Raw genomic sequence first — 25,800 nt, forward strand, 5'->3', positions numbered from 1 at the left:
AGACCCGCACGCTGGTATCGATGGTCAGCCGGGCGTGCTGCGCGAGCTCCTTCCCGCGGTCCCAGGTCAGGGTCTGGCGCAGTTGATCCGGCAGGGTGGTGATCGTCGCGGCGATCGCGTCGCGGACGGCCTCGGCGCCGCGACCGGCCAGTGCTGGGCCGTTGTGCACGCGCGGCTCGACGCCGAAGCCCACCATGCGGGGCAGATGCAGGAGCATCGTGAAGCGGGTGGTTCGCTCGACGAGCGTGCCGATCGCGGACCTGTCCAGCCCGATGATGAGTCCGGGTAGGTTCTGGCGCAGATCGCGTGATCAACTCCGTGCTCGGTGCTCATAGAGTCTGTGATCATGTGCCGGGTGTGATCATCAGGGTCTTGATCTCCTCCTTCCGCATCTGGCCGACGTCGTGATCGACCAGGTCGAACACGACGAGGCGGGCGTGCGGATCTGGGCCCATCCCCGGTCGTGCTCCGCTGTCTGCCCGGCGTGCGGGCATTCGTCGTCGCGGGTGCATAGCCGCTATGACCGGAAGGTGGCTGACGCGGCCATCGCAGGCCGGCCGGTGATGCTGCGGCTTCGCGTTCGACGATTCTTCTGCAACACCCTGGAGTGTCCTAAGGGGACGTTTGTGGAGCAGGTCGAGGGGCTGACCGCACGGTATGCCCGGCAGAGTCTCTTGTTACGTCGGATGCTGGAGTCCATCGGATTAGCGTTGGCCGGGCGTGCTGGCCAGCGTCTGGCCGACATCCTCGGGCTGAGGGCCAGCCGAGACACGTTGTTGCGGTTGGTTCGCGCGCTACCTGCCCCCCCGATCGGGGCCGTGACAGTCCTCGGCGTGGACGATTTCGCGATCAAACGCGGCCAGACCTACGCAACAATCGTGCTCAACATGGCAACACGACAACCGATCGACGTGTTGCCGGACCGGGAAGCCGACACGCTCGCCGAGTGGCTGAGGGCCCATCCAGAGATCAAGGTGATTACTCGGGACCGGTTTGCCGCCTATGTCGACGGAGCCTCGCGGGGCGCGCCGCAGGCCACGCAATGCGCCGACCGTTGGCACCTATGGAGGAACCTCGGGGAAGCCGTGGAGAAGACCGTGATCGCGCATCGTGCCTGCCTACCCGAGCCCGAGATCACGCCTGAGGCCACAGTCGACAGTGAACCTCCCACTGATGACAGGGAAGAAGAAACCGCCGTTGCGGACACGGAGCAGAGCTCCATGTCGGACACCGAGATTGACCCGATAGTCGAGACCAACCCAATCGTCGGGCAGTTCCGAGAACGCTACGCTGCGATCCAGGCGTTGCGGGACCAGGGCAAGGGCATCCGGCCATCGCCCGTGAACTCAACCTGGATCGCAAGACCGCGCGTCGATTCTTCTACGCCACCAGCGTGGAGGAGTTGCTGGCCAAGACCCTCAATCGACCCTCGCTGCTGGATGACTCCAAGCCGTACCTGCATCAGCGGTTCAACGAAGGCCGCACCGATACCGCCAGCCTAACCGCCGAGATCCGCAAGCTGGGTTACCGGGGCAGCGAACGCACCGTCTACCGCTACGTCCAGCCCTTCCGGCCCAGCCGGAAAGCACCGGATCCAGCGCCGGCCGCACCGAAGATCCGGCACGTCACCGGCTGGATCATGCGCGACCCCGACACCCTCAAGGACGAGGACGAACAACGACTCAAAGCCGTCCTGGCCCGCTGCCCCGAACTGGAGGCTACCCGTCGCCACGTCGGGGCGTTCGCCCACATGATCCGCGACCTGTGCGGCGAGCGCCTACCCGACTGGATGGACCGCGTCGGCGACGACAAGCTGCCCGCGCTGCACTCCTTCGTCACCGGCCTGCGACAGGACTTGGCGGCGGTGACCGCCGGCCTTACCTTGCCGTGGAACAACGGCCCCGCCGAGGGAGCCGTGAACAGAATAAAGATGCTCAAGAGGCAATGCTTTGGTCGAGCCAACTTTCCCTTGCTATGCAAGCGAATCCTACTCGCCAAGTAGCGCCGCGGCATACTGGCAAGACTTACTTGATCACGCAACCGATGCTGTTGGTGATGGGACTGTAAAACGAGCGGTGTAACTCCCGATCATGGAAGTGCACCTGATGACCGACATGATGTCCGGCGTGGAGAAGGCTGAGGACTCGAAGCCCGCGACCGGCCTGGACGGCCTGGATGAGCAGCTCGTCGCGCAGCTGCTGAGCAGTGCCAAGGCCAGCGGGCTGAAGCTGACCGGCGAGGGCGGGATGCTGCAGCAGCTGACCAAGCTGGTGCTCGAGTCCGCGCTCGAGGGCGAGATCACCGATCACCTCGGCTATGACAAGCACGACCCGGCCGGACGCGGGACCGGAAACTCGCGCAACGGCACCCGCTCCAAGACCGTGCTCACCGACGTCGGCCCGGTCGAGATCGACGTGCCCCGTGACCGCGATGCCAGCTTCGAGCCCAAGATCGTGGCCAAGCGGCTGGGTGGCGTGGACGAGATGGTGATCTCGTTGGCCGCCAAGGGTTTGACTACCGGGGAGATCTCCGCGCACCTGGCGGAGGTCTATGGCGCCGAGGTGTCCAGGCAGACCATCTCCACCATCACCGACAAGGTGGTCGAGGGCATGGTCGAGTGGCAGAACCGGCCCCTCGACGCGGCCCGGTGTACCCGGTGATCTTCATCGACGCGATCCACGTCGAGATCCGCGACGGGCAGGTCGCCAACCGGCCGATCTACGTCGCGCTCGCGGTCACCTGCGAGGGCCGCCGCGACATCCTCGGGTTGTGGGCCGGCGACGGCGGCGAAGGCGCCAAATACTGGCTGCACGTGCTCACCGAGCTCAAGAACCGGGGCGTGGCCGACGTGCTCATGGTCGTCTGCGACGGGCTGACCGGCCTGCCCGACGCCATCACCACCGTCTGGCCGCAGACGATCACCCAGACCTGCGTGATCCACTTGCTGCGCAACAGTTTCCGCTACGCGGGCCGTCAGCACTGGGACGCGATCGCCAAGGCCCTCAAGCCGGTCTACACCGCACCCACCGAGGCCGCCGCCCGCGAGCGGTTCGCCGAGTTCACCGAGACCTGGGGCGCCCGGTATCCGGCCATCGTCCGGTTGTGGGACAACGCCTGCGCCGAGTTCGTGCCGTTCCTGGCGTTCGACCCGGAGATCCGCCGGGTGATCTGCTCGACCAACGCCATCGAGAGCGTCAACGCCCGCATCCGCCGCGCCGTCAAGGCCCGCGGGCACTTCCCCAACGAGCAGGCCGCGCTCAAGTGCGTCTACATGGCCATCATGAGCCTGGACCCGACCGGCACCGGCCGCAAACGCTGGACCATGCGCTGGAAACCCGCGCTCAACGCGTTCGAGATCGCCTTCGACGGCCGCCTGGCCGCCGGACGCAAGTAGTTTCCTTCAACCCGAGTTACACCGCTCGTTTGACAGACCCTTGGTGATCTTGGTTGGTCGATCGTTTGGGCGCGTCGCTGCCGGGGTGGTGAGCGTCTCGGTGCTGGAATTGCGGTATGTCGATGGGTCGTGGTTCGGGTTCTGTCGTTCCGGCGGAGACCGCGCGGGTTGCGTGGGCGGCGAGCCCGAAGGGCACGCCGGCGATGGTGATGCGGGACCGGTTGCAGGATCTGTTTGTCGACAACGACTTCGTCGACTGGTTTCCGGTGGATGGCCGTCATGGGGTGGCGCCTGCCCGGTTGGCGCTGGTGTCGGTGCTGCAGTACGCGGAGAACCTCACGGATCGGCAGGCGGCTCGCGCGGTGGCATGCCGGATCGACTGGAAGTACGCGTTGGGGATGGAGTTGACCGAGCCTGGGTTCGATCATTCGGTGCTCAGTGAGTTCCGGGATCGTCTTGCCGAGGGTGATCGGGCTGACCGGCTGCTCGCGGTGATGGTGGAGCGGTTGGCGGAGGCGGGGCTGGTGCGGGCTCGGGGTCGTCAGCGCACGGACTCCACGCATGTGCTGGCGGCGGTTCGCCGGTTGAGTCGGGTGGAGTTGGTCGCGGAGACGATGCGGGTGGCGTTGGAGGCCCTGGCCCGGCTGGATGAGGTGTGGCTGGCCGGTTTCATGCCGGTGGAGTGGGCCGATCGCTACGGTCGCTCGGCGCGTCACGAGCGGCAGCCGACCGGTGCGGCTGCTGTGCGGCAGTACGTGGAACAGGTCGGCGCTGACGGTACTTCGTTGCTGCGGGCCGTCTACGGCCCGACGGGCCCGGTAGGCGGGCCGGGTGCGACTGCCGTGGAGGTGCTGCGCCAGGTGTGGGTCCAGCAGTTCTGGTATGACGAGTCCGGGCAGCTGCGGTGGCGGGAGGCGAAGCTGTCCCGAGCGCGCAAAAGCCGGGAGGGAACGACCCGGCGGCGCTCCAAGCAGGCGGCGGATGACGATGCGGAGCCTGCTCGAGTGCCGTGGTCGAGCGTGGAGATCGTGTCACCGCACGACCCCGAGGCGCGGTTCAGTCACAAACCTGGCAAGGTCGAATGGGTCGGGTACAAGGACCATCAGACCGAGACCTGCGACGAGGAGCAACCGAACCTCATCGTGCATGTCGTCACCACGCCGGCTCCGGAGCAGGACATCGGCGTCGTCGGCGGCATCCATGCCGCGCTGGCAGAACAACAACTGGCGCCGGTCGAGCACCTCGTGGACAGCGGCTATGTCACACCCGAGACGGTTCACCACGCGGCCGTCGATCACGGAATCACCATCGTCGGGCCGGTCCGTCAAGACCCCCGCGCCGAGGAACGGCCCGGCTTCGCCAAGGACGACTTCCACATCGATTGGCAAGCCGAGACTGTTAAGTGTCCACAAGGGATAGTGAGTCCGCCGTGGAAACACACGATGGCGGATCGCAAGCCGCGACTGTCAGTGCTGTTCCGGCGGGCGGACTGCCGAAACTGCACGGTCCGGCAGGACTGCACCGGCAACGTGGACGGCAAGGGCCGGCACTTGCTCCTGCTACCCCAGCCGCTACAGGAAATCCAGACGCGGGCACGAGCCCAACAACAGACAGCCGAATGGAAACAGCGCTACACCCTACGCGCCGGCGCCGAGGCCACCGTCTCAGAAACTGTGCACGCACACGGACTACGCCACTGCCGATACCGCGGCCTCGCGAAGACGCACGTCCAACACGTCCTCACCGCAGCCGGCACGAACATCGTCCGGCTCAGCCAGCACCAACCGGATCGGCGTCGACGGCCGCGAAGCGTTCTGCAGCAACTCTTCCACGCAGCAACCGCCGACTGACTCCCAAGATCACCAACAGCATCCGCAACCTGCGCCAGAACCGACTTGATCACCCGCATCACCGCCACCGGAGCGGACCTGCTCATCCGTGCCAAGAGCAACTGCGTCCTGCCCGCGATCACCCACCTGCCCGACGGGTCATGGCTCTCCAGGCTGGGCGGAGTCGAGATACGGGTGATCGACGCCGAGATCACCGCCACTCTCGGTGGCCGTAAGCAGCACACCGGCCGCTACCGGCTGCTCACCACACTCACCGACCATCACCGCCACCCCGCCGGTGAAATCATGGCCCTCTACCACCAGCGCTGGGAGATCGAGACCGCGTTCCTGGAGATGAAAGCCACCCTGCTGGGCGGCAGAGTTCTGCGCGCACGGACACCGGCCGGAGTCGAGCAGGAGATCTACGCCCTGCTGTCGGGTTATCAAGCACTACGGCTGGCGATGGCGGACGCCCTGCTCGGGCACGAGGCCGCGCCTGACCGGGCCGGGTTCACCATCGCGCTCAACACCGCACGCGACCAGATCATCCAGGCCGCCGGGGTCATCGCGGACACGGTCGTGGACCTGGTCGGCGCGATCGGGCGAGCAGTCCGGGCCGGACTGCGCGCCCGCCGCCGCACCCGCGTCTGCCCACGAGTGGTCAAACGCGCGATCTCCAAACACCGGGCCAAGGGCCAGATCGACCGCACCAATTACCAAGCGACGATCACCATCACGATCATCACTGAGTCGACACGCGCCCCATGAGCCCTAACTTCCCGGCATTGCGGTTAACCGAGGACGAGGGCCGCACGCTGCTGCGGATCACTCGTCGTGGCAAGCATGAGTCGATCCGGGTGCGGCGGGCGACGATCATCATGGCCTCGGCGTCCGGGACGCCGGTGCCCGCGATCGCCCGCCTGCTCGGCGCGCACGAGGACACCATCCGGGACGTGATCCACGCCTTCAACCAGCGAGGGCTGGCCGCACTGGACCCTCAGTGGGCGGGAGGCCGTCCCCGCCTGATCAGCCCCGATGACACTGCGTTCATCGTGGCGACGGCCACCACCCGGCCCGCCAAGCTGGGCAAGCCCTTCACCCGGTGGAGCGTGCGCAAACTCGCCGACCACCTGATCCGCAACCCGCTGCGGCGGATCCGGATCGGCCGGGAACGACTCCGGCAGATCCTGCGCGAGCACGGGATCACCTTCCAGCGCACCCGGACCTGGAAGGAATCAACCGATCCGGACTTCGACGCCAAGCTTGACCGGATTGAGGAAGTCACCACCCGGTTCCCGAAGCGGGTTTCGCCTTCGATCAGTTCGGGCCGTTGTCGATCCGCCCGCATCACGGCTCGGGCTGGGCGCCACGCTCCCAGCCTGACCGGCTGCCCGCGACCTACACCCGCACGCACGGCATCCGCTACTTCCACGGCTGCTACTCACTGGGTGACGACCAGCTCTGGGGTGTCATGCGCCGCCGTAAAGGCGGTGATCACAGCCTCGCCGCCCTGAAGTCGATCAGAGCGGCGAGACCGGACGGCGCCCCGATCTACGTGATCATGGACAACCTCTCAGCGAACAAGACCCCGAAGATCAGAAGGTGGGCCGAGCGCAACAACGTCGAGCTCTGCCCGACGCCGACCTACGCCTCGTGGGCCAACCCGATCGAGGCCCAGTTCGGGCCGCTACGCACGTTCACGATGAGCAACTCCAACCACCCCAACCACACCGTGCTCACCCGCGCGACCCAGGCATATCTGCGATGGCGCAACGCCAACGCACGCCACCCCGATGTCCTGGCGGCCCAACGCAAGGAACGAGCCCGCATCCGCAGCGAACGCCAACAACGCTGGGGCCGCCCACGAGCAGCCTGACCCACCAACCCGGCGAACCTAAGTGGTCAACGCACTAGAGCCCGTGGTGCGGCAGGGTGACCTGTCCTGTGTGGAGGTTCCCGGACGGGGGCTGGGGCAGCCCTCGGGTGACCCGCGCCGCCGACGGTAGGGGAACGCCCAGGGAGGCAGTTGCGGTCATGGATTTCCCCTGCTGTGCTTCCTTGCCGCCACGTTCCCTGACCGGTCGCACCACACCCTGCGTGCTTCAGCGGGCTCTACGGCCCGGATGCTCTCCAGGCGGCTGGAGAACATCCGGGCCGACGTGCTGATCAGGGCTCTCGCGTCACCCGCTGTCACATGAGCGGGGTGTGGCTCCTGATCATTTCGGGTGCTGGCTGAGGGGAGAAATTTCGGCACCTGTCCTGGGTGATCTTGAAGCCGTCGGTGCCAACGGCCATCCGGATCCCGATCACAAATTGTTCAACGCGACTAGGCATTACCATCACCGTTGCAGACGATGCCCGGCGTGGACTAGTAACAGATGGCCTTGTCACCGCGGCCTGCGCCGACGATCTCCACCAGCTCGGCCTCGGTCAGGTCCCGCTTCTTGACGCGGGGCTCATTCTTCACTTCCATGTTCAGACTCCTTACTCGACTGGGCAGCGAGTGGGAACCGATAGTCCTTGTCCGGCCCGCTGTAGTACTCGGCGGATGAGAAGAGAATTATCTGATCCGGAACGTCTGTCATCCGTGATGTCCGCACGCGTTACGCAACGTGTATCACGAAAAAGTGGAATGTGTTCTCTCAATTCGCCAGTGATCCACAGGTTTCAAGCATTGCTCAAATCTTGCGGGGGACTGGCGGTGATGTGGCGTAGCAGGGCGTTGCGGGTGCGGTGTCTACGTCGAGCGTTCGGCCGTCGGCGGGCTGCTTGACCGGCGTGAACACGCCGATGCCCGCCCCGTCGTAGCCGGAGTCGGCCAGCGTGGGCAGATCGACTTGGGAGGCTGCCCAGTGCCGCCGGAAACCGACCGTCAGCCACTCTGCTCCACACCGGCATCACCAACGTCATGGCCTCAAACATCTAACCGTTGAATATGAGTAGGTTTCTTCAACCCTCTGAGGTCTATCGTTTGTGTGATGGGTTCTTGGGCGGGTGGTGGTAGCTTGTTGAAGTGGTGGTTGTTCAGCGGTTCATGGGTTTTCTTGGTGTTCCGGTGTTCAGGCCTTCGGGGGGGAATGTGAGGTTCGTCGGCTGGGGGTGTTTCTGGGTGTGGTTGGTCGGGGTGTGGCCGAGTGATTTCAGGTGTGCGGCGGTGGAGACGTCGAGGAAGCCGTCGTCGCTGGTGGTGAAGGTGGTGGGTTGGAGTTTGGGGGAGGCTGTGGTTGACGTGGCGGTGGAGCTGCTGGGGGTGCGGTCCGCGTGCGCGGTCTGGAAGTCGCGGAAGCCTTTCCACATGTCGTTGTCGAGCTTGGTCTGACGGACGGGGTTGGCGATCACAGGGGACGGGTGAGTGCCGTAGATTCGTTTCAAGAGGTCCATGACCTGTGGTGATTCGTGGGTTTCCACGTAGTTCTTGCCGTTGTTGCGAACGTGCCCGGTGTAGGGGTCACGGCCGGCGTTGGCACCGTAGTAGGCGTTGGTGAGCTGCGCGAAGTACTCCTCCACATTTGTCGCCGAATAGTTCGGGTGGGTCGGGCTGGCGCCGAAGGTCGGTCCGTCTGGCCATTGCACCTGCTCCCCGAGGTTGACCTTGTCCCACTTCTGCCGGAACGCCTCGTGCAGGACGAGCAGATCCTCATCAGGCAGGCCGTTCTTGTTGATGGTGTGCGCGAACTCGTGGATCAACACCGAGTAACCATCGTCGTAGTGCGGCGCGCGATCCACTGACGTCGTCCCGCCGGTCAAGTTCTCCGCGCCTACCGCGACGTGAACCGTTCCCCCGCTTCCCCGTGCCTGGTTCCAGGTGCCGTGCCGCGGCGTGATCTGCTGACCGTCCAGGTGCCGGAACTCCTTCAGCGAGGTCAGCTGGGTGTCCTCGGGGATCAGGACGACCTGCACTCCCTTGTTGAGCAGCCGTTCGGCGATCTTCGGATTGCTGCCCAGCATGAGGGCGACCTGCGCTTCAGCCGCATGACGCGCGGTCACCGGCTGGTCACTGTCACCTGATGAGCGCACGATCAGCTGTGCGGCGGTCTGAGCGAACACCTCCGCGGACAACGTCCTGCGCAGCTGCTCCACCAGCTCCGGTTTACCCATCAGAATGTTCTGCCGGTTACCGTGTAGCGACTCCAGCGCCGCGGCTCGTTCCATCGGCGACATGGCCGGAAGCCGCGACACCAACTCATCCAACTGCACTTCACCGGAGCGGGCTTGCTTCACGGAAAGCGATCCAGCTGATCGAGCTCCTAACGCACGCGGCTGTTTCTGCACCTCGTCAGCCGCTACCAGGTCCAGCTTCCGAGTGACACTCTGCAGCTCACGTTCGATGGCAGGGACCTCGAACTCGTAGAGCAATTGGTTCATCTGCGCCGGACTGAGATCGTCCAGGAGATCAAGCGCACCAGGCGGCAACTCATCCACATCAGACCGAGCCCGAATCTCCGCGTACAACTTCCTCGCTCTCACCTCCAACTCAGCCAAAACAGCCACATCACCACTCCGCGCCTGCACGTTCAACTCACGAATCGAAGCATGACGACCAAGCTGAATCCTCTGACCATCGCTCAACTTCTCCATGACCAGACGACCGCCACGCAGACCACCATCGACATACGACCGCACCCCAACAACACGCGGAGACGAAACAACAGTCTCCCTACGCATCTGCAACCTCCCCTGCGCAGCTGTAAGTGTGTTCTTGGTTTCGTCATTTCTCCGCTGCGCCTCTTGTGCCTCCGACACTGCTGACGCAGTATCGGCTGTTTTGCGGGCGGCATTCAGCTCCTTCAGCCACTGTTTTGAGGTGGCTACATCGTTCAGATGTGTCGAATACTCCGACTGATCTTCTCGTTCCAGGTTTACCCGCTTCTGCAGGATGGACTTATCCTGTGCCAGCAGCTTGCCGAGATGAATTTCAAGCCCCGTCATGACAGCGTTATATGCTCCTGTCGGATTCAGGCTGTCCTGACGCATCAATTTCAGCCACCCACCAACAAGATCAACATCTCGCTCGAGCTGATCACTCACCGGCGGGGGAGGCGGCAGGCTGAGCCAAGATTTGCTCGTCGAACCCTCGGACCTCGAGACGGGAACTTCGACCGCGTTGATCTCCTCATAGTAGAGTTCCCCCACATTCTTGATCCTGCCGGTTTCACCGAGCTTCGCTGTCGCACCTGGTAGAAGGAGGACCTCCCGTTCGCCCGATGACGCTGACAGCGGTCCGATCTCAACGCCGTGACCACCCTTTAGCTGGAGGGCAATCAGGACGGGATGCTGAAGTGTGCCGATCATTTTATCCTGCACCGCGACGAAGGTCATGGCGACGTTGCTGTCGAGACTTGTACTGCTGAAGTCGTTGAAATGGATCGTAGACCTACCGTAGGTAAGGGAAAGGTTGCTTAATGCAGAAGCGGGGCCTGAGAGTGCTCCCAACTTCCAGTCGCCGCGGTAGACCGTCACATCGCTGAGCTTGGGCAGCTTGTGCAGGGTCTCGACGAGCATATCGGCGTGCAATTGCATCTCGGCGACGATCTGCGGCGTGAGATCGTCTAGTATCTGGCATGCTTCTTCGCGAGTCCTAACTGAAGATGACTTAACATTCTCCAACTGATCGTCAAGCGTATCCAATAAGCCCTGACACCTTTGCAGGTTCTGTTCGTTCGACCTGCGCTCATCCTCAGTCGCTGCATCAACTGAATTTTCCACTTTTGTTTTCAATTCATCCCGCGACTTCTTTGCACTAGTCTTACGCTCTTCAATCTTAGCGGCTTCAGCCTTGAGATCCCTGAGTTTTGCGCATGCGGCTTGCATTGAAGGATGGGCCTCTATGACCCACTGAGGGTTCCTGGGTTCGTCAATATGTTGGTCCAGTTTCTCTTTTAGCCTCCTGGAGAATGCACTGTTCATGGCATTCGAAAGAGGAAATGAGCGTAGCTGTAGTGCCAAGTTCATCAGGTCGTGCACATTGTTACCGGTGTAGATGCGTACGGCCGCAAGCTGTGCCGGACCAAGCTTCCCAAGCGCATCCGAAGCTGTGATGTTGTTACGGGTCAACCACTCCTCAAAGAGTTGCAGCCGCATTGTATACCGATGACTGAGAGGGGTTGTATCGGATTCAACGGCAGTAAGGTCGGCGATGGCCGATGCGGTCTCGGCTAGTTCCTCATAGGTAGGATGGGCGAGGCCGCCTTCGGTAAACGGTCGGTTCGCCTTCTCGAGGTACGCGGCTTCATGCGGCAGAAGGATGTCCTTTCTCCGCAGCTTTCGGATAAGTCCAGGAGATAGGTCATCCAGGCTCTTATACATCTCGACCGCGTCGTCAATTAACATCTCTTTGTCACTCTTTGACGGCAATGAATCAGCCATTTGTGCACCACGGAGAATCTCGTAGAGCGAATGGTCTTCGTGAAGCATCCAGGCCATGTTAGATTTGAGGAAATCGACCGTGTTGACACCGGGAACGGCTAGCCATCTGAAAGCGGTCATCATACGGGTGGTGGTACCGGAAATACCAGAGATCAGTGGCATGCCGCTAGCAACATTTTTGGACCGATACCACGAGGATTGCTGGTCGAGGTTGAATACGGAACGGCCCGTCTCCCATGGCAAGGGAACCTCCGGGCCGATGTGCGGCTTATCGCCCCACGAATGGTTTGGCAAGTCTGTTAGTCGGACGTTTTCAATACGACCAGGCCCGCTCGTAATCTTGACAATCTTGGACAACGGCAGCACGTCGTCGATCGGAACTTCCTTCAGGGTGGCTCTGAGCGGCTCCCCGAGTTTGCGCACAGGATTTGCCGGAAGAATGACTGCAGCAACGACCTCGTCTTGCTCGTTGGGGACCAATTTCTCAAGTCTGTTACCGTTTTTGTCGAGCACAACAAGTTCGAGCAAGTCTGGATCGTCAATGCGCAGTTCCGGCTTGTCGTTGACGAACTTGATGTCGCTACTAGTGAGTTCTTTTTCGTGCAGCGCATTGGTAACCTCTAGATATGGTAGAGGCAGTTCCGGCCCCTGCGGTGTGACATCGTTGATTGGCTGCAGTTGGCTGCGGAAAACCTCTTCGGCATATACTGGGCCTGTGACGAATTTCACCGCTCTTGAAACCGGGAATGCGTCTGCCGCAGGCTTGGACATCGGCCCGTCTGGTGTCTGCACCTCGACCGAGACGATACTATTTCCTTCCCGGTTCACCCTGTCTATCCTGTGCCCTGCCTTGTCGAACGCGACCACTTGGAGGGCGTCAAGGTCATTCGTGGCCGTCACCGGTGTGCCGTTTATTGAAAAGGTGACCTCATTAGGAGAGAGCTCCTTTTCAAGGAGGCCATCCAGTTCAAGAGTGTTGCCAATCAGCCGATATTCGTGACGGTCGAGCCCAATACCTTCTCGGTTGAGTTCTTGAAAACTTCGCGTGTGGGGGCTCGTCCTGCGGTCCTGCTCCGACGGCTGTTCACGGTTGTACTGACTAAGTGTGAGTTCGACCGCGTCGCCACCTCGGGTAATCAGATTGCCCAGTGCGAATGGGTCGTCACCGAAAATATATGCCCTGTGTGGGAACATTACTCGAAGCGCAACCTCTGCCCACTTGCGTGTTTGACCGTTCATGTAGTTCTTATGTTGGGTCAGCGCCGCAGTGTTGAGACCGAATTCTTCGATGTCCTCTTCCGACAGTTCCCCTTTGACGTAGTCCTGAATGACCCGCTTCAACGACACTTCGTTGTTGTTGAAATAGAGCGCGTTGTATAGCGTAGTCATTAGCACACGCGTATTCGCGGTGTCGATGAGATCGTTGAGTTTATGCATCGACTTGATGCTGCCGACTTGGCCAGCGCTGGTCACTACAGCGCTACCGAATGCGCTCGCGACCTTCTCGGGCTCATCCGGGTATCGAGCTGCCAGTACGTCACGCAGTTTCCTCAGCGTGGCTTGCGCAGCATTCCTGACCTCTGGCTGATCGAACAGGTAGTTGCGGAGGTCTTTCTCAAATCCCTCTGAGTGCTTTTTCCACATGGGGTCTCTAAGTAGAGTATGAAAACCAAACGGTATCTCGGCGTGCGAGGGCACAGTCCAACTCCTCACATACAGGGCTTTACCTCTTGCAACGGGCCTGCCAGCGTGCAGGGTTCATTTGCTGTGCAACGGACTGTGCAGGCTGGGGTATCTCATCGCGCGAGAACAGCCGCCGTCGCCTTGGCCTGGGTTCCGCAGCTGATCGGGGTTCTGGGGTACGTCCGGGCGTGAATTCGCAGGTGGCGGCGGTGTGGGTTGGCGAGAATCCGACTTCGGCCTAGATACACGTTTGTAGCGGATCTTGTTGATTTGTCAAGGGATATCCGGATACGGTCTAGTCCATGTATCTGCGGTCGACGCCACGGAAGAACAAGGACGGGTCCGTGGTGCGGTATCTGCAGCTGGCGCACAACGTGTGGGATCCCGCCGCGAAGCGGTCAACGGTGCAGGTGGTCTACAACTTCGGCCGTGAGGACGCCACGAATCGGGCCGCGTTGCAGCGGCTGGTCGCGTCGGTGTCTCGGTTCCTGGACCCGGATCAGGCGCTGGCCGCCGCCGGTGAGGGGCTGGCGTTCCTGGAGTCCCGGCCGGTCGGCGGGGTGTGGGCGCTGGACGGGTTGTGGCGACGCCTGAAGATCGACAAGACGGCGCGGCGGCTGCTCGAGAGCGGTCGGCGGGACGCCTGCGCGGAACGGGTGTTGTTCGCCCTGGTCGCTAACCGGGCCTTGGCGCCCTCGTCGAAACTGGCCGCGGCCCGCTGGGTGAACGAGGACGTGCACGTCGAGGGTCTGCTCGCGACCAGCGACGATGCGTGTTACCGGACGATGGACTGGCTGCTGGAGATCACCGGCACGCTGGAACGGGAGGTGTTCGGCCAGGTCGCTAACCTGCTCAACCTCGAGGTAGATCTGCTGTTCTTCGACACGACCTCGACCTACTTCGAGACCGGCGAGCCTGACCAGCCCGTGGCCCGCGACGCGACCGGCGCCCCGCTGGGCGAGGGCGAGCACACGATGCGGGGATTCCGGTCCTTCGGCAAGTCCAAGGACCACCGTGACGACCTGCCCCAGGTCGTGATCGGGATGGCGGTCACCCGCCAAGGCATCCCCGTGCGGGTGTGGTGCTGGCCGGGCGCCACGAACGACTCGGCGTTGATCCGGCAGGTCAAAGACGACATGCGGGACTGGACCCTGTCACGGATGTCGTCTGGGTCGCCGACCGCGGGTTCGCCTCCGCCGAGAACCGCCGCTACCTCCGCAAGGGCGATCACCACTACATCATCGGGGAGAAGCTGCGCTCCGGCTCAGCGGAGGCGAAAGCGGCGCTGTCACGCCAGGGCCGCTACCAGGATGTCGCGGCGAACCTGCGGGTGAAGGAGGTGCGCATCGCCGAGGGCGAACGGTTCGTGATCTGTTTCAGCCCCGAGGCCGCCGAACGGGATGCCGCGGTGCGGGCCCACCTGGTCGCCCAACTCGACGAGATGATCAGTGCCTCCGATCGGCTGGACGCCACCAAGCGAGCCGAACTGCGCGGGGTGATCTCCACCAAGCCAGGCCTGAACCGCTACCTGCGCGTCACCCCCGGCGGACTGCTGCGCATCGACAAGTAGGCGATCAAGGCCGAGGAGAACCTGGACGGCAAGTACCTTCTGCGCACCAGCGACCCCAAGCTGTCCACTGAGGACATCGCGTTGGGTTACAAGCAACTGCTGGAGGTCGAACGCGGCTGGCGCGACATGAAACAGGTCATCGACCTGCGACCGGTCTATCACCGCAAGGAAGAACGCATCCGCGCTCACGTCCTGCTCTGCTGGCTGGCCCTGCTGTTGGTTCGCATCATCGAGACCACCTGCGACGCCACCTGGCCCACCCTGCGTCGTGAACTCGACCGCATCAAGATCGGCACCTTCACTGGGCCCGCCGGCACCTTCCGGCAGCGCACCGAGATCACCAAGCCCCAACGCGACATCCTCACCGCGCTTGACCTGCCTGAACCACCACGGATCTACCAACTCACCCCGGCAGCTCCCTGACCAGCAGCGTCCCAGCCTAGATACACGTCGTTCCATCAGCCGATCAAACGTTTCCGCACGTCAACACCCAAACTTGCGGACTATCCGACTACATCAGCTGCGGAACCCAGGTGTCGGCCTACTGTTCCTGCTGATCGGCAAGGGACGTTCCACAAGGACTTCCGTACCCTGCTCTCGAAACAACTGGCTGGCACATCGGCCTGAGTCTCAGCGCTACGGGAGGCAGCCCTGCCGGGTGCTCGCCCTCACCCACGACATCAGTTCTCCTTGACCAGCAGCCTTGTTCCCGCGACGCCCGGAGTGTCGAAGCTTCGTGAAAACTGACCCCCAGCGGTTCTTTGAAGGTTGACCCCTCTGAAGGTAGGAGGGTGCTGAACGTGGAGGACTGGGCGGAGATCCGCCGGTTGCATCGGGCTGAGGGTGTGCCGATCAAGGAGATCGCCCGGCGGCTGGGGATCGCGCGGAACACGGTCCGGGCGGCGCTGAGGTCGGACGGGCCTCCGCAGTACAAGCGGATCTCGCGGGGTTGTGTCGCGGATGCGTTCGAGCCGCAGATCAGGGCCTTGCTGGCGGAGTGGCCGCGGATGCCGGGACCGGTGATCGCGCAGAAGATCGGCTGGCCGTATTCGATGTCGCCGTCGAAGAAGTGGCTGACGCAGTTGCGGCCGGAGTACGCCGGGGTCGACCCGGTCGACCGGGTGGTTTACGAGCCTGGCCAGATCACGCAGTGCGACTTGTGGTTCCCGGAGACGCGGATTCCGGTCGCCGCGGGTCAGGAGCGGGTGCTGCCGGTGCTGGTGATGACGCTCGGGTTCTCGCGGTTCTTGACCGCGACGATGATCCCGTCACGGCAGGCCGGCGACATCCTGTCGGGCATATGGCAGCTGATCGGCGGGATCGGGCGGGTCACCAAGCGGCTGGTCTGGGACCGGGAGGCCGCGATCGGCGGGACCGGGCGAGTGAGCAGCCCGGCGGCGGCGTTCGCCGGGACGCTGGCCACGGAGATCGTGCTTGCCCCGCCGCGGGATCCGGAGTTCAAGGGCCTGGTCGAACGCAACAACCAGTTCCTGGAGACCTGTTCCTGCCCGGCCGCGTGTTCGTCTCACCGGCGGACTTCAACGGCCAGCTCGAGGAGTGGCTGGTCAGGGCGAACAGCCGGACGGTCCGGTCGATCCAGGGCCCGACCGAGCCTGTCACGATTCCCGTGTAAGCCACGGGTGACGAATAGAGCTAATTTATCACAGCGCGAGTCGCCCGGGGAAGATGACGACGAGCGTGTTCAGGGCTATTTTCCAGCCGTGAGTTCCGGTTCCTGATTCACCTCCTCGCTTGCTGGATATGTTGCGGAGTCCGAGGTAGAGCAACTTCATCGCAGATTCGTCGGACGGGAAGTGTCCGCGCGTCTTGGTTATTTTGCGGAGTTGGAAGTTGATGGATTCGATGGCGTTGGTGGTGTAGACGATCCGGCGGAGTTCGGTGGGATAGTCGAGGAACGGGACGAACTCGTTCCAGGCGCGTCGCCACACATCGATCACGCCGGGGTTACTGCCGTCCCCATGCGACGTCAAGATCCTTCAACGCGAGTTCGGCGGCTTCGATGGTCGGCGCGGTGTAGATCGTCCGCATCGATGCCGCGATCTTCTTCCGATCTTGGTAGGACACGAACCGCATCGCGTTTCTGATCACGTGGGCCACGCAGTCTGCACGACGGCGTCCGGGAACACCGAGGTGATGGCGTCGGGCAGGCCGGCGAGGCCGTCACAGCAGGCGATCAGGATGTCGCGCAGCCCCCGGTTACGCAGCTGCGTGAGCACCGAATGCCAGAACTTGGCACCCTCGGTCTCGGCGATCCAGCAGCCCAGCGCGTGCTTGCGCCCGTCGACATCGACGCCGATGACCAGATGCGCGCTCTTGATCGTCACCGCGCCCTTGTCCCGCACCTTGATCCGGATGCCGTCGATATAGACGATCGGATAAACCTCATCAACCGGCCGGTTACGCCAGATCTCGATTTCATCGGTGACCACATCGGTAATGTTGGACACCAGTTCACGAGATGCTTTCACCCCATACACCTCGAGCAGGTGTGCCTCGATGTCTCGGGTGGACATGCCACGGGCATAGCAGGAAAGCACGAGCTCGTCGATCTGGCCGACCCGCCGGGCACGTTTCGGCACGATCCGCGGCTCGAACTCGCTGTTACGGTCACGGGGCACGGCGATAGTGACCGGCCCGTTCACCGTCGACACGGTTTTCCTGGAACTACCATTGCGCGAGTTTCCGGTCCCGGCGCCGGCGGGGTCATCACGGTCGTATCCGAGGTGGTGTGCCATCTCGGTCTGCAAAGCGCGTTCCAGAACGGCTTTGGTCATCTGGTTCAGCAGTCCGTCGACACCGTCGATCGGGGTGCCGGCGGCCTTCGCGTCGGCGAGCAACGCGTCGATCGCCGACGGATCGAGGGCTTCGGCGAGCCGCTGGGCCGCCGCGGTCTCGGCGTCAGGATCGGGTTGGTACTTGCTCAAGTGGGTGTCCTTCCCGACCGCTGTGTCGATCACAGCGGACGATCTTGGTTCACCCGTGGCTTACACGCCTGCCGTGACACGCCCCTGGACTCCCGTTGGACTCGACCAGGTAAAACAGGACTCGCTGGACCTCTGTGGACACCCGGTAACCGGCGCTCCTCACAAGGACAACCCGGCACGCCTGGCGGATGGACCACCGCCACGCGCGAGGCAGACCTTCCCCACATGCACTCCTTCGTCCGAGGGATCGGTCAGGACATCGACGCCGTCACCGCTGCGATCGCCCTCACCCACCACAACGGACGCACCGAAAGCGTGAACACCAGAACGAAACTCCTCAAGCGGCAGATGTATGGAAGAGCCGGCGTCACTCTCCTACGCCACCGCATCCTCCTCGGATAACACCACCACCGAAAGTGCGCCAGAGTCGCTCGTTTACAGTCCCCTAGCTTTTGTAATGATGGTTGGTGATGGCGGGACGGGTGTCGCGGTGGAGGCGCTGCTGGCGGAGGTGGGGGTGTTGGATATTTTAATTTTGGCGGCGGTGGAGATGTCGATGTTGACGGGTGGGGTGTGGTTGCCCGTTAGCCGTTGTGCGGATGAGTTTGCGGAGCTGGTGGTGCTGTTGCTGGATGCGCAATCCATGGTGGTGAATTGAGCGCGGGTGATCGGCTCGCCATCACACAGCTGCTTGGATCTCTCCAACGGCTCGGTCCCGTCGATCCGGGTCAGCGCATCGGCCTGAGCCTGCCCGTTCAATGTCTTCCGAGCCCACCCACGCAACGCTTCCCGCTCCTCTGCGGTGACAACACCCTTGTCGGCGGGCACAACAGCGGTAAAAAGCGGACCGTGCCCCTCCTTGTGCACGGTCTTCGCCAGGCCAACACCCGGATCAGCCATCTTGCGCAGGTAGATCGATGCCCCCTTGGACGACATGTCAAGGTGGTAGTCGCGCTGCATCACGTCGGCGATATCCTGTGCGCTCAGGGGTTTGCTGGTGCTGAGCAACGTCCCCAGCATCGCGACCCCACGTTGCCCCATGACGTCGGTACCGAACATCGTGGCAAGTGCAGCGGGAACCGGCGGCAGGGTCCGCGCGATCCCCAATGGCTCGCCACCATTGATCCGAGCCAGCGCATTAGTCCGCTCACCAGGATCGCTGATATTTTTAGCCCACTCCACCAGAGCAGGATCGTTCCGGTTGGCGTCAGGAATTGCCCCTACATAGAGACGGTTTAGCCCCAAGGCGCCGTGGACCTTGGCCAGGCCCGCCTCCGTGAAAACCGTAAGACAATCGCCGATCTTATCCGGGCGGGTTTCCGTGCCGTGGACTGCCTTCAACTGACCTACTAGCATATTTCTGTCGAGCGGGGTAGCGGTACGTAGCAGAACGTCCAGGACTTGAGTCGCCCGCTCAGCATTGACCCCTTCTTCGTTCAATAGTCGGGCGACGTCAGCGGGAGACAGAGGCAGGGGCGGCAGGACATGCTCATTTGTCGGGGGCATTCCAAACTCCAGTTAGACAGTAGTGTGCACACCTGGTACACGTAACACGCTAACGCGCAGTTCAGCTCCGCCATGATGTCATCTCGTGTGTGCTGAGCGTGAAGGGGTGCTGATGTAGATACAGAGGACCTTCGACCCCGAGACCTACAAACAGTGCCACGCCGTGGAGTGCGGCATCAACCGACTCAAACGGCACCTCGCCGTGGCCACCCTCTCGACAACTCGCCCCCAGGCACTTGGCAGCGTCGATCATCCTGCGTGGACAGTGGCCGTGACCAGCATCAGCAGTGCGTTGACGTCCGCGGACGTCCGCGGCGATGCAGGGGGATTGTCACCCAACTACAGAGCTTGAAGGATTAAGGTCTGGCGTGTCGTGGCGGACATGGCGGGTTGTCGGTCGGACACTTGATGGGTGCGATATGGCGACGGTGGCGGGCTGAATGAGGCCGGCAGACAGCGACGGGAACAGGTGCGCCAGAAGGCCGCCGAGTTGTTCGAGGCCGGGGTTTCCGCGGTTGAGGTCGCCGCACGGTTGGAGGTGTCGACGAAGTCGGCGTATGCCTGGCGGCGCGAATGGGTCGCTGGTGGGCCGGATGCCTTGAAGTCCGAGGGATCGGTCGGGGCCTCGACGAAACTGGCCGCCAAGCAGGTGGAGCGGTTGCGGCAACGGTTGGAGGCCGGACCGGCGGCCTCGGGGTACACCGAGGATCAGCGGTGGACCCTGGCCAGGGTCGTGAAGCTGATTGCCACACAACCGCTCTAACCTGGGGAAATCCGTGAGCGCCGACAATTGCCACCTTGTTTCACGTCCGGTACAGCCTCAAGGGTGCCTCGTTGCTGCTGCATCGGATGGGCTGGACCCCGCCGATGCCCAAACATACGTATGTACCGGGGTAATGGGGTGCGGGTGTTGGGACGGGTGGGCTTGTGCTGGTGTTGATCTGAGGTGTGCGGCGTTGGAGACCATGGTGTTGGTGGTCGGGTTGAGTTTGGGGGAGCTCATTGGCGAGTTGGTGGTGGAGGTGGTGGGTGTGCGGTTGGCGTATGCGGTTTGGAATTGCCGGTAGTTTTTCCAGAGGTTGTTTTCGTTTGTGGTGTGGTGGACGGGGTTGGCGGTGATGGGGGGCGGGTTGGTGCCGTAGGCGTGTTGCAGCACGTTGAGGACTTCGGGGGGTTCGTGGTGGTGGATGTGGTTTTTGCCGTTATTGCGGGGTTGGTGGGTGTAGGGGTCGTGGCCGGTGTTGGTGCCGTGGTAGGTGTTGGTGAGTTGTGCGAAGTATTCGTCGGCGTTGGTGGCTGAGTAGTTGGGGCGGGCGGGGTCGGTGCCGTGGGTGGGGCCGTCGGGCCACTGGACCTGTATGCCGTTGCGGACCTGGTCCCATTTGTGGTGGAAGGCCTGGTTGAGGGTGTGCCGGTCTTCGTCGGTGAGTCCGTGTTTGTGGATGGTGTGGGCGAATTCGTGGGTCAGGACGGAGTAGCCGTCGGGGTGGTGTGGTGTGTGGTCGGCGGTGGTGGTGCCGCCGGTGAGGTTTTCCGCGCCGACCGCGACGAGGATGGTGCCGCCGGCTCCGCGGGAGGTGTTCCAGGTGCCGTGTCCCGGTGATATTTCCTTGTCGGTGAGGTGATGGAATTCTTTGAGGCTGGTCAGGGGCGTGTTCTCGGGGATGATCAGGACTTGGACGTTCTTGTTGAGCAGTCGTTCCGCGATGTCGGGGTTGCCGAGCATGGCGGCGATCTGGGCTTCGGCCTGGTGGCGTGCGGTGACGGGCTGGTCGGCGTCGCCGGGCCAGCGGACCATGAGCTGGGCGGCGGTCTGGGCGAATACCTCGGCGGGCAGGGTGTCGCGCAGCCGGCGGACCAGGTCGGGTTTGCCAGCCAGCAGGTTTTGCCTGGTGCCGTGCAGCCGTTCCAGTGCCGCGGATCGTTCCATCGCCGACATGGCCGGTAGGTGGGACACCAGCCGGTCGATGTTCTCGCCGGCACGGGTGTACTCCACCGGAGAGGTGGTGGTGTGGTGTCCGGACATCTGCTGCCGCATCCCGGCCTCGTCGGCCGCCACGAGCTCCAGTTTCTCGGTGACGTTGTGCAGTGCCTGGTCGATGACGGGCAGTTCGTAGTCGTAGAACAGCTGGTTCAGCTGGGCGGGACCGAGCTCGTCGAGAAGACTCAGCGCCTCCGCTGGCACCTCACCCAGGCTGGACAAATGCACGATCTGAGCGTGCAATTCGCCGGCGCGTTCCCCGAGTACGGCCGGTGTGGTCGCGCCGCCGGCTTGTGCCTGCTCGTTGAGCTCCCGGATCGAGACATAATGGCCGAGCTGCGTGATCTGCGCCAGGTTCAGTGTCTCCATGATCTGCCGGCCATGACGCAGCCCAGGGTCGAAACGCGACAGCAAACCCGGACGTGGGCGTGACACAATAACCTCTTTGCGCTCCTGCAGCCTCTTCTGCTCCGCACCGAGAGCGTTCTTGATCTCCTCGTAGCCTTCCAGCGCCTCCCGCACTTCCGATAGTGCCGAGACCGTGTCCGTTGCCTTGCGGGTGGCCTTCAGCTCGATCAGCCGCTGCCGCGACAGTGCGAATCCCTTCGGGTCCCGCGCCGGATTCACCGGCTCGCCGTCCCGCTCCGCGTCGATCTGTTTCTGCAGCACAGTGCTGTCCTGCGCCAGCAGTTTACCCAGACGAATCTCCAGATCCGCGACCTCCGAATCGTACTCCCCCGTCACATACGTGTAGGGCTTCTCCCGACGCAACCGGTTCAACTCGTGAGCGGTCCGCTCGACGTCCTCCTCGAGCCGATACTCCACCGGCGGCGGCGGAGGCGGCAGATTAATATCATCGACGTCCATAGAATCGTTATTCTCGGAATCGATATCCACATCCTCGACGATGTCGTAGTCGAGGAGACCGTTGCCCGCGGTGACCGCTGAAGGCTCGGGCAGGTCCAAGAACTCATCACGAAGGTTCCGCAGATCGGCATAGCTGTAAGTGTCAGGAGCCAATGCGACATCACGGAGCTTGAGATAGACGTCCATGTACCTTTCGTACTGATCCCGCGTGCCACCCGGCCAGTCAATATCAGCACTACTGGACGCCTCACTGAGAAACTCGGAAGCATCCCGTACGGTCCTCAAGTCATTCGCTGTGGACCTGTCCGTGGCCAAATAATTCAGGACAGGCTTGGCCAACTCCTTCTGGATATCCAGGCGAACTATAGTGCTGTATTGTACGGACCTGACGACCTCCTGCCCGTTCAGGTGGCGGCGGGCGTTGTCGACATGGTCGGCGGCGTTCGAGAACGCCTTGCTCAGGAACCCGGCCGCGCTGTTGGTGTTGCCGCGGCCGACCCACAGATTGGGCACGTGGTTGAACATCTGCTTTTCCCACGCCTGCAGTTCCCTTACCCGCTCGGCACGCCCATGGTGACCCGACGGATAGTGGTAATTGACCCACGAATTGAGGGTGTCACGCATCTGATGACTCGGAATGATATGACGCTTGTGGAACAGCTGCCTCCCGCCCTGCATCTCAGGCAACGGACGCGCCCTGTCCGTCGCAGTCGAGAAGGCGCTGCGTTTGACCGGCTCGATCTCGTCACGGCGATTGGGATTGGAGTCGAGAGGCTCGACACCACCGATACGGGCCAGAGCATCCGTTTGAGCCCGCCCCGCCAACGCGGCACGGGCCCAGTCCCGCAGCGCCGCACGCTCCTGCACAGTGACATCGTCGCTGTCAACGGGGATGACGGCCGTGTAGTGCGTGCCGTCCTGGGTCTTGTCCATCTCTTTGAGCAGGCCCGATGTGCTGCTGCGCAGCCTAGCCACGTCTTCTCGAACGTTGTAACTTCCGTACCCGAGGTGGTAGTCACGCTCGACGACATCGATGATGTCCTGGATGCTCAGGGGCCTATCAGTGCTGCACAACACCGCCAGCACCGCGGCAGCACGCGTCTGACCGGAGCCATCGCCGAATGCGTCGAGCAGTGCGGCGGGAACCGGCGGCAGAGACCGTGTGACACCCAGAGGCTCGGTGCCGCTGATTCGGGCCTGCGCGTTGCTACGCTCAAGATCATCGGCGAGCGCGGCGGCCCACTCCGACAGACCGGGATCATTCCGGCAACTCTCAGGAATACTCCCGACATAGAGGTCGTAACGGCTGTCTTTGCCGTAGACACTCGCCATATTCTCGCCGCTGAGAAATGTGATATACCGGCAGGCGTTTTCCCTGGAGGTATAGAAGTTGTGGTCTGACTTCAACCTAGCCGCGATCATCTCGGTGGTAAGCGGAACGCTGGTGCGCAGCAGAATACCCAGGACCTGACTGGCGCGATCACCACCGAGGTTACGGACTTCCTCCGATTTGAGGCGGGCGATGACGAATGGCGGCAGCGGTGGCACGGGTGGCCCGTACCGCTGCCCGGTCGGAACAAAAGGGTTGTCAATACGATCCTGCGCCCTGACTTTCATAGGGCCGTCCAGGCCGGCCACCCAGTCACGCAGATCGCTGTCGTCTTCCAAACCCTGGGGAACAACACCCTTGTAGACGTTGGTGTGGCCGATTTTCTTGACGATCTCTGCCATGTTGGACTGGTGCAACCAATGCGTGTAGCTGTGCATCATTTTCGCGGCCTTGGTGCCCGACAGAGCGGCTTCCAGTTGCTGGTTCGTGGCCGGATCGTTGGCCAGCAGCACAGACCACACCTGCAGGGCACTCTCTTTGGTCTTGCCGGTCCTCGACGCGTCCCGAACCAAAGCATTCTTCAGTGTGTCTGCCTCAAGAAAGGTAGCAGGGGCGATCGTGACGTCCTGCTGCTGCTGTGCGGGCGGATCGACGCCCTCACTGCGCTGCCTGGCACGAGTTCGCTCATCCGCATCGGGCAGGTTGTCGATGAATCCCCGGAATTCGGCATCGTTCAGCAAGTCAGCCGGCAGAGGGACCCTGGCGTTGTAGTGGGATGTGGTGTTTTTCTTCCCCGTGGCCGTAGAGCTTGCCATAGAGATGGCGGTCAGCGCGTTCAGATAATGCACTACGGTCGTCTTGGTTACATTCGGGAAGTGATGCAGTTCGTTGAGTCGATCCGCGACACCCTGCGGAGTGAGGGGTTTCTCGGCGGTTAGCAGAACTGCGAAGACCTTCGATGCGAGCAGCCGGTTTTCGGTTTTATTTTTTGTGTTTTGGACTAGCTGCGCGTGGATCGTTTCGGGCAGACGTAGAATGTTGGGGCGGCTGGTCAGGTGCGTCGTGGCCGCGGTACTGGCGGCGGGCACAGGAAGATCCCGCGCCCAGTCAAGCAATGCTGCACTTTCGGTCGACGAGAGACCTTGCGGCATTACAGGACTGTAGAGGATTGCCTTCACCTCCTGCCCGTTCTCGACGATCACGCCGACTTCCTTCATTGCCTTGAGATAGTCGCTCAGTCTAGAAAGCGGATATGCGGGCGGAAGCTCTTTGCTGCTTTTGATATCACCGACACTCATTGGCTTGGGATGCTTGAGCAGGATGCCCCACAGCGGCGCGAACGACTCCGTTCTGCTTCCGCTGCTGGCGATTTTCCGTTTGATCTCCTCGGCATGCCTCTGGGGCAGCGGCGGATTGACCGATTGTGCGGATGCGGCGGCTTGACTGCTCGACTGGCTGCTCGACTGTGCGCGAGATTGGTTGCTCACCCCCGAGGAGGGGGAGGGGAGGGCGATGTTGGTGTTGTACTTGGGCGGGGTCGGTGGCGCCGGCCGGGGGGCCGGAGTCATGTCAGTGCCAGGAGGCAGGCTGACCGTGATGGCCGCACCGAACGGGGCGGCCCAGTTGATGACCACCCGGTCAGCGGACAGCCGCAGATCACCGGGCAGGTCACGCTGAATAGACGGGAGATAGCTGGTGAGGACCATGCTCAGAGCCCTCTGGACCTCATTGGCCACCGGGAAGGGCGCGGCCACGGTCAACGGCGGCGGATCCTCGCCATTCAAATGGTAAGCCAGAGCCGTATGAGCGGCATCACGCGCGAAACCAGTCACAGCCTCGAACTGCCGGGAAGTCAGACGATCAGCACCGACCCCTAGATCCAGACTCGGACCGAGCTCGACCTTCCCCCGCTTCGAACCAGGCCCATCCAGCGCGAGATTGCCGATCATCCTGGTGAACGGACTATCCGCACGCTTGCGTTTGTCCGAACCGTCAGCGGGATTCTCTGACAACATTCCAACCTCCACGTGTGCACGTTCCACCTACCTATGCACACACGCGGACACACACCCAAAAGTTCACACCAACCCCTTCGCCCCACGTCGGCGACAACCCACCACACCGCCAGACCACCGTCGAGCGCTGTGTCCCGGACGCGGCGGTGAAGAAGCCGAGGATCACTGAGCCATTTTTATCCTGGTCTGGATGTGTTGGCGGGTAAGGGTTTGCGGTTGTGACAGGTTGACGCCTCCTCGGCGTGTCGATCCCCAGGCATGACGGAGCCCCTGGTAGCAGAGCTATCGACCAAGATCGTTCCGCGTTACTCCAG

9 protein-coding genes and 7 pseudogenes are annotated in these 25,800 nt (G+C 62.6%); 11 read left to right on the forward strand and 5 right to left on the reverse strand.

Annotation, left to right across the window (positions count from 1 at the left end; genetic code table 11):
* Positions 1-280: pseudogene (locus FKR81_RS41735) on the reverse strand (transposase); the annotation flags it as partial.
* A 157-nt stretch (positions 281-437) separates the two neighbouring features.
* Here FKR81_RS41735 and FKR81_RS46155 point away from each other — a divergent pair.
* The 7 genes and pseudogenes from FKR81_RS46155 (at position 438) to FKR81_RS45465 (ending at position 7,099) form a co-directional block, all read left to right on the forward strand.
* Positions 438-1,502, forward strand: coding sequence for an ISL3 family transposase (locus FKR81_RS46155; protein ID WP_407936595.1), 1,065 nt, complete (start codon positions 438-440; stop codon positions 1,500-1,502).
* Positions 1,394-2,002 carry a transposase gene (locus FKR81_RS44665; protein ID WP_222598591.1) on the forward strand — a complete coding sequence of 203 codons (609 nt, stop codon included), beginning with the start codon at positions 1,394-1,396 and terminating at the stop codon, positions 2,000-2,002. The genes FKR81_RS46155 and FKR81_RS44665 overlap by 109 nt, the downstream gene beginning before the upstream one ends.
* 112 nt (positions 2,003-2,114) lie before the next feature.
* Positions 2,115-3,394, forward strand: a pseudogene (locus FKR81_RS41745) (IS256 family transposase).
* 116 nt (positions 3,395-3,510) lie between these two features.
* Positions 3,511-5,244, forward strand: coding sequence for an IS1182 family transposase (locus tag FKR81_RS41750; protein ID WP_222598592.1), 1,734 nt, complete (start codon positions 3,511-3,513; stop codon positions 5,242-5,244).
* 45 nt (positions 5,245-5,289) lie between these two features.
* Entirely contained in the window at positions 5,290-5,991 is a 702-nt protein-coding gene (locus FKR81_RS41755) for a transposase (RefSeq protein WP_146360955.1), read from the forward strand.
* 110 nt (positions 5,992-6,101) lie between these two features.
* Positions 6,102-6,353, forward strand: a pseudogene (locus FKR81_RS45460) (helix-turn-helix domain-containing protein); the annotation flags it as partial.
* Positions 6,354-6,553: 200 nt separating this feature from the next.
* A complete protein-coding gene (locus tag FKR81_RS45465; protein ID WP_235922224.1) occupies positions 6,554-7,099 on the forward strand; it encodes a transposase in 546 nt (181 codons plus the stop codon).
* 1,148 nt (positions 7,100-8,247) lie between these two features.
* Here the strand turns inward: FKR81_RS45465 and FKR81_RS41765 are convergent.
* Complete coding sequence (locus tag FKR81_RS41765; RefSeq protein WP_146360957.1) at positions 8,248-13,287, reverse strand: ADP-ribosyltransferase; 5,040 nt, start codon at positions 13,285-13,287, stop codon at positions 8,248-8,250.
* A gap of 287 nt (positions 13,288-13,574) precedes the next feature.
* On the opposite strand from FKR81_RS41765, the pseudogene FKR81_RS46275 reads away from it, so the two are divergent.
* Both FKR81_RS46275 and FKR81_RS41775 read left to right on the forward strand, forming a co-directional pair.
* Positions 13,575-15,265, forward strand: a pseudogene (locus FKR81_RS46275) (IS1634 family transposase).
* 368 nt (positions 15,266-15,633) lie between these two features.
* Positions 15,634-16,445 (forward strand): annotated as a pseudogene (locus tag FKR81_RS41775) (IS21/IS408/IS1162 family transposase); the annotation flags it as partial.
* Positions 16,446-16,503: 58 nt separating this feature from the next.
* On the opposite strand, the pseudogene FKR81_RS41780 reads toward FKR81_RS41775, so the two are convergent.
* A pseudogene (locus FKR81_RS41780) lies at positions 16,504-17,787 on the reverse strand (IS256 family transposase).
* A gap of 189 nt (positions 17,788-17,976) precedes the next feature.
* On the opposite strand from FKR81_RS41780, the pseudogene FKR81_RS46160 reads away from it, so the two are divergent.
* Positions 17,977-18,189: pseudogene (locus FKR81_RS46160) on the forward strand (transposase); the annotation flags it as partial.
* Positions 18,190-18,222: 33 nt separating this feature from the next.
* Here the strand turns inward: FKR81_RS46160 and FKR81_RS41790 are convergent.
* Positions 18,223-19,128 carry a hypothetical protein gene (locus tag FKR81_RS41790; protein WP_146360959.1) on the reverse strand — a complete coding sequence of 302 codons (906 nt, stop codon included), beginning with the start codon at positions 19,126-19,128 and terminating at the stop codon, positions 18,223-18,225.
* 577 nt (positions 19,129-19,705) lie between these two features.
* Between FKR81_RS41790 and FKR81_RS41800 the strand changes: the two genes are divergently transcribed.
* Complete coding sequence (locus FKR81_RS41800; RefSeq protein WP_222598597.1) at positions 19,706-20,056, forward strand: helix-turn-helix domain-containing protein; 351 nt, start codon at positions 19,706-19,708, stop codon at positions 20,054-20,056.
* A gap of 57 nt (positions 20,057-20,113) precedes the next feature.
* Here the strand turns inward: FKR81_RS41800 and FKR81_RS41805 are convergent, their stop codons facing one another.
* Positions 20,114-25,420: a hypothetical protein gene (locus FKR81_RS41805; protein WP_146360961.1), complete on the reverse strand. Its 5,307-nt coding sequence runs from the start codon at positions 25,418-25,420 to the stop codon at positions 20,114-20,116.
* Positions 25,421-25,800 lie beyond the last annotated feature (380 nt).

It is taken from the genome of Lentzea tibetensis, from assembly GCF_007845675.1.
Taxonomy (GTDB): Bacteria; Actinomycetota; Actinomycetes; order Mycobacteriales; family Pseudonocardiaceae; genus Lentzea; species Lentzea tibetensis.

Excerpts from the sequence above, each read along its gene's own strand:
- FKR81_RS41805 (WP_146360961.1), bottom strand. The coding sequence starts at position 25,420 with ATGATCGGCAATCTCGCGCTGGATGGGCCTGGTTCGAAGCGGGGGAAG.
- FKR81_RS41750 (WP_222598592.1), top strand. The coding sequence starts at position 3,511 with ATGTCGATGGGTCGTGGTTCGGGTTCTGTCGTTCCGGCGGAGACCGCG.